Here is a 5,652-nt window from a genome sequence, read left to right as displayed (position 1 = left end):
GTGAAGCGGAACCTACGCCCGTGCTCCCCATTTACACCGGATCCCGGACACGACCAAACTCTTCGATCAACGACCACTGAGCATCGGTGAGCAGCTGAAACCGCGACATACCCCAAGCCTCAGGCACGACACCCGAAACACTTGTCAGACACGCCCTAGTGAGGCCTCGGTGCGCTCCACGGTGAATGGCGGGGCGTCCAGCATGCGCGAAGGAACGGGCCACACCCTGCGGGGATCCGTCAACAGTGCTGATCGTGGCAAGACGGACCGAAGCGCCACAAGCCCGGAACCTGCTGCGCACGTCGCGGGTCGCGGCGGGAATCACCACCCGTAATCCTGAAGGGACACAGAACGCGGTCGGTTATCGGCGCGTCGCGGTGATGTCCGTTGTCATTGAATCTGGTTCATTCTCAGCAGATTTCGGCAGATGTAATAGTCAGGTGATGAGGGCTGCGACGAACGACGTTGTGTCACGCAGCGCGTTCACGCCAACGTTGCCGATCGGCTCGTCAAGCGCTGATGCGGGAAGCCATTGAACCAATTCGGGCAGGGCGACACCTTCGGGCTGCCGGACTGCAACGACGAGGGCCATTGCCGTGTCAGGGATCTGGCCTGGGATAAAGGGGCAGGTAATGATGCGCCCGGTATTGGCCGATAAGTGAATCGCGTTGGACAGCACGACAACATAAACTTCGTGGTTGGTGTCGCGACGTGGTGCGATGTCGCCGGGAGCGATCACAATCCGGCGGCCCGGTTCGCCTCGTAGAGCTTCTGCGCGTAGTCGTCGATGTTGAGCGCGGGGACGGTCGTAGCTGCGTAGCTTTTGAGCGCGATCCGGAGATGTTCGTGGCGCAGTGCCTGTTCGACTAGTTCGGATCGGTTGAGCCCAGCCGCTTTAGCGTCCGCATCTGCCGCTGCAAGCACGTCCCGGTCCAGTGTGACCGACACCTTATCTTTCGCCATACCAACCATCCTACTAAAAGTAGGATCATCGTGCGCGGCCACTGACAGTTCTCATTGTTGTTGGGCCATTCTCATTGGATCCGGGGCAACCGCGTGTCTTTCTCATCGAATCTGGGGCAACGGCTCCTGCCAGCGCCCCGACGTCTAAATTCATCCAGTTGCGTTACTCCTCCGGGGCAACAAACTTTCCAGGTAACGTGGTCTTGCCTCTATTCAAAACAGTTGCGCAAGTGGCCCAAGTTGCCCCAGATCCGATGAGAAATACCCTGGTTGGGATTCTCATCCAATCTGGGGCAGCACAGGTCAGGGCCCGTCGCTTGCCCGAGATTCAATGAGAAGCGACAGCCACATCGCCCGCTCGGCTTCGTCTCGCCACTATTTAGTCGTTGTCAACTCAGGGCCGCTGGCGGCGACTGCCACGAATGCGTCACGTGACAATATGGCGGAACATCAGTGACGCCGGTAAACGTCGGCGCGATGGTCTACGCGATGGACCCAGACGGTGTGGTCCTCGTCGTCGATGCGATAGAGGAGCCGGTAGGGCCCCCTGCGGGCGCTGTGCTGGCCCGCCAGCTCGCCACTCAACGGTTTGCCGACACGGCGCGGCGCGCGCGCCAGATCACCGAAGGCGAATTCGATGACGGCCGCCGCGATGCGCGGCGGCAGCTTATCGAGGTCACGTCGGCCCGTGGCGGTGAACCGCGTCGAGTAGCCATTGGTCGGACTCATGGCCCCCGAGGGGCGTTGTAGGCGGCGCGGATTTCATCCTCACCGTAGGTTCGACCAGCTGCAATGTCGGCCTCCGATGCGGCTACCGACTCGGCAATGCCCGGCTGCGAGAGCCAATACAGAGTTTCTTGAATCGACTCCCATTCATCGACCCCGATCAGCACGGCAGCCGGCGAACCGTTCTTTGTGATGGTGATCTGGTCGCGAGTCTGCGAGACCGCATCGACGTACTCGTTGATCTTCTGTTTCAACTGGGAAATCGGGAGAATCCGCATCTCGCCAGATTAGTGCTTAATTTTGATCTATGCAAGACCTAAATACTGGTAACGGTGCGTGCTTGAGTGGTGCGAGTTCAATCAGGGCTTGTGCTAGACCGCTCGCCTGACCGGTATCAGATCGCTGAGTCGCTATTCTGAGCTCGGTAGTGGAGCCGCTACTCGGCAGCGTTGTAGGCGGTGCGGGCCTGCGTCAGTTCGAGCCAATGGGCCTCAAGCCCCGCCAGGGTAGGGCCGACGCCGAGACTGGGGAGCGGCTGGGAGTGGCCATCGATGTACCGGCATGCTTCCTCAAAGATTCGGTTGACAGTCTCGATCGCGACTGGGAGTGCCCCGGACTTGATCTTTGGCAGATTGGTCATCCGAACATTTGGTTGGTAGCGCTGAGTCACACCTTGTAGCAGTTCCGTCTCTGTGAACACCTCGCACCAGGCCCTGATCCAGTCGTAGCCGGTCCGTATCAGCGCCGCACGGGCGTCGCCCTGTTGTGACTTCGCTGCCTGAATCGTTTCGTTGATGTTCCTCTTTAGGTTGTTCAGGCTGTCCCAGCGGGGGCCGGTTGCCCGGGTGATCTGCCCCTTGCCGTCTTCGTCAGTCACTTGAAAGTACGAGCAACGCTTTGTTTCCTCCATAAGTGTGAGCAGCGTGGTCGCGAAGAAGATGTCGTGTGTGAAGACGATTACTTGCGTCGTCTCGGCAAGGGCGGCGATCCGCTGAGCGACTTCGTTGATTCGCCGGTGATCGAGACTGGAGACAGGATCGTCGAAGATAACTGGCGCGGTAATGCCCGCGAGTCGTGCTTCAGCAAGAAAGTCTGCCATCGCGAGTACTTTCTGCTCTCCTTCGGAGAGCACCGTCGATGGCTTGTGTTTACCGTTGAGGACCTTTCTGCGCTGTGCGCGGCCCTGACGGCCCACGAACTCAACCCGCAGCGCGGGCGCTCGGAGGGCGATGCATTCTTCGTTGAACAGCGCGTCGAAGCTCTCGTTGATCATTTGGTCGCTTGCGGTCTTGGCCAGACCCGTGACCGTACGTAATAGACCAGGCATCGGCTTGGCGAGCAGCGTTAGCCGGTCGGCCTGCTTCGCGTCGCGGACGAGTGACTCGATCTGCGTCCACGACTTCGTCAACTCGGCCGAGGCTTCCAGCTCGACGAGTTCCTTCTTCTTTTCCGTCAGAGTCTCGGCCCGGCTGGCGGCTTGCTTCCTCAACTCGGCTAACGTCTGCGTGACGCCGGTCAGCGCCGTGGTGAGTAACTCGGAGTCTGCCGAAGCTGGCTCGGTTAGGCTCGGCTCGATGATTACCGCCGACTGACACTGCTCTACTAGCGTGCTTGTTGTGGCTAGCACTCGATCGAGTTCGGCGTGGAATGAGGGCTTTTCGTCCGTGTCGGCATATTCGCTCGCATATGTTTGAGCATCTCTGGCCTGTGTAGATGTGACGGGTTCGATGAGCGTATCCAGCCGACTCTTTGATGCGCCGATCTCGACGGTGATCTTGTCTTCAAGAAACTCGGAGTACTTGCTCACGAGGGCCCGAGCGTCGTCGCCCAGCGGCTGACGGCAATAGAGGCAGCGGGCGGGATCGTGGGCTTCTAGGCCGACGAGGTGTGCTTGGTATGTCTCGCCAGCTTCAATGAAGGCGCTCCAGGTGTCGTCGGGTTCAGCAGGAAGATCGGCAGCCTCGAACAAGGTCGTTCGGAATGTGCGATAGTCGCTTTCCAACCCAGCGAGCGTCGCTAGTTCGCGGTTATAGGCGTCTACGTCGAACGTGGCCACCACACTGGCGGCGGCACACGCCTGAGTAAGGATCAGTTCCACGCGCTGCTGGAGTTTGATCTGGGCGCCGATAGTGTCTGCTTCTAGCGCTGCGACCGTGCGACGCAACTCAGCAATGCGAGTGTCGACGTCTGGGTCGGTGTCCGCTGCCGCCCTCAATTGCTCCAGATCTGTTGCAGCCCCGAGCGTTTCGATGAGCGGGTAGACCGTCGCGCCGCGCGGAAATCGCTGCAGGATACTTGTGGATCCCGATCTCAAATCTCGAACAGATTGCTCTAGCTGAGCCTGTACCGCCTTAATGCCGGCGATCACGTGGTTGAAGAGTGCTAATACCGCTGGCACATAGACGTATTCAAGATCAACATCGACGTGGAAGCTGACGCAGGGGCTGTCGAAGATTGAGATTCTGGTAAACGGGGCGACGCCGTGCTGACCTGTCCACGTGAACGTCTTGGACTCTGAACCCAGTGTGTAGGAAACAACGGCAGACTTCGCCTGCGGCGAGGTTTCTTCGATGTTCCCGAGGATTTCGTCGGCAGTTCGACTGGCGGCGAGGGCCTTGAAGATCCGCGAGTAACCCGTCTTCCCAGTGCCGTTCTCCCCAAAAAGGATCGTGAGCCCCTCATGGGGCTCGATGAGGCCACCTTCGACGAGGGCGTTGACGCCGGTTACCCCTGAGAGTGAGGTCAGGGTCAGGGGTTCGATCGCTTCGTCCTCACTTTCGAAGGTGGCCAATGGCAGCTCCACGGCAAGTTCGCGAGTGTCGAAGGCCTTCTCCTGTCGGAAAAGTGCGTATGCGTCGGCCTCTTCTTCGTTCCCAAGCGGCCCGCCACCCTGGAGGACGTGTCTGACGATGAAGCGCACCCACTCGTCTGAAGCATTCGCCCATTCACTGAGAAGGTTTCGCGGATCTACCCGCTGCGGTGTCGCCAAGCCTGCCACTGTGGCCCTCCATCGCCAACGAGTGCGAGGTCGCGATTGACCTAGCAACTTCCCATGACCTTAGTTGGCGTGCGCACCGGGCAGGGCCCACACGCTCGAAGATCCCCAGCTTGGAAGGCGTCGATTTACTGCCTGATGGGAAGAATCCCTTGCCCCACGGCACAACCTGTGGTGGTCAACCGAACCTATGGGCACTACAGATTGTGTCCACTAACGGCGCGCCGCGGCGACTTTTGTCGTACGTGTGTTCTATCCTACTGATGCAGTACACCCCGCAACCGTGGGGTGTAGACCACGGAGACGGGGTGCGGAGATGCGTGTAGGAACCATCACTGTAATCCACTCCACGGTCCCGTCAAATCGGAATGGCTCACCTTGCTAGCCGGCTGCGAAGGGTCGAGGTGATGGAATATGGAGGTGTCAAATGGCACGAAGTGTGAATAGGAGCGCATGCTCTGGCCGGTTTGTAACCGCGTCAACCGCTCGGCGCAACCCGAGCGGAACCATGTCGGCGTCGCCTGAAAACTAACCCCGTGTCGAACTCACCCGACGAAAAGGGGTCAATTTTCGGCCGCCGTTGACAAACCACGACCGAAAAAGTGGGTCGTGGTACGTCGAAGAAGTCGACCGTTCATCGTTCGGCTGCTACTGGCCGGTTCGTCACTGAGGCCACTGTCAAGCGTCATCCCGACAAGACGATCACCCAGAGGGTGTGACATGGCCGGTTTCAAGATGAACCCAAACTTCGAGCGCGAGTTTGCCCGTCAGTTGAACGCACAGCTCCAGAAGGTATTCGACTCGGTTTACAGTCGCCGCGCCGGTCAGGCAGTGGGAGAAGTTAAGGCTGCGCTAGCCCGGATTTTGCGTGGTAGGTGGCGCGAGTGGGTTTTGATGCTGAGTTGGGTTGCCGGGTGATGATTCTGATGTGGCAACGCGGTTGAGCCGTCCCGTGTCGTCGGGCGGGC

Annotated in this window: 6 protein-coding genes; 1 reads left to right on the top strand and 5 read right to left on the bottom strand. The window is 59.4% G+C overall.

Going from position 1 to position 5,652, the window contains the following annotated elements; genetic code table 11:
- Nucleotides 1–436: 436 nt before the first annotated feature.
- The 5 genes from CRM90_RS29350 to CRM90_RS29330 all read right to left on the bottom strand — a co-directional run bounded on the left by CRM90_RS29350 (nt 437) and on the right by CRM90_RS29330 (nt 4,678).
- A complete protein-coding gene (locus CRM90_RS29350) occupies nt 437–739 on the bottom strand; it encodes a toxin (RefSeq protein ID WP_102810370.1) in 303 nt (100 codons plus the stop codon).
- Nucleotides 736–963: a type II toxin-antitoxin system CcdA family antitoxin gene (locus CRM90_RS29345; RefSeq protein ID WP_102810369.1), complete on the bottom strand. Its 228-nt coding sequence runs from the start codon at nt 961–963 to the stop codon at nt 736–738. The genes CRM90_RS29350 and CRM90_RS29345 overlap by 4 nt, the downstream gene beginning before the upstream one ends.
- 450 nt (nt 964–1,413) lie before the next feature.
- On the bottom strand, nt 1,414–1,692 hold the full coding sequence (locus CRM90_RS29340; RefSeq protein WP_102810368.1) for a type II toxin-antitoxin system RelE family toxin: 279 nt from the start codon (nt 1,690–1,692) through the stop codon (nt 1,414–1,416).
- Nucleotides 1,689–1,967 (bottom strand): type II toxin-antitoxin system Phd/YefM family antitoxin, encoded by a 279-nt coding sequence (locus CRM90_RS29335; protein ID WP_102810367.1) that lies wholly within the window; start codon nt 1,965–1,967, stop codon nt 1,689–1,691. The genes CRM90_RS29340 and CRM90_RS29335 overlap by 4 nt, the downstream gene beginning before the upstream one ends.
- Nucleotides 1,968–2,125: 158 nt before the next feature.
- Entirely contained in the window at nt 2,126–4,678 is a 2,553-nt protein-coding gene (locus CRM90_RS29330) for an AAA family ATPase (RefSeq protein WP_233209588.1), read from the bottom strand.
- Between the two features lie 726 nt (nt 4,679–5,404).
- On the opposite strand from CRM90_RS29330, the gene CRM90_RS29325 reads away from it, so the two are divergent.
- Nucleotides 5,405–5,602 carry a hypothetical protein gene (locus CRM90_RS29325; protein WP_233209587.1) on the top strand — a complete coding sequence of 66 codons (198 nt, stop codon included), beginning with the start codon at nt 5,405–5,407 and terminating at the stop codon, nt 5,600–5,602.
- Nucleotides 5,603–5,652 lie beyond the last annotated feature (50 nt).

The organism is Mycobacterium sp. ENV421, assembly GCF_002887815.1.
Taxonomy (GTDB): Bacteria; Actinomycetota; Actinomycetes; order Mycobacteriales; family Mycobacteriaceae; genus Mycobacterium.
Note: the sequence above shows the minus strand (reverse complement) of the source record. Positions and strands in the feature narration are given on the sequence as shown.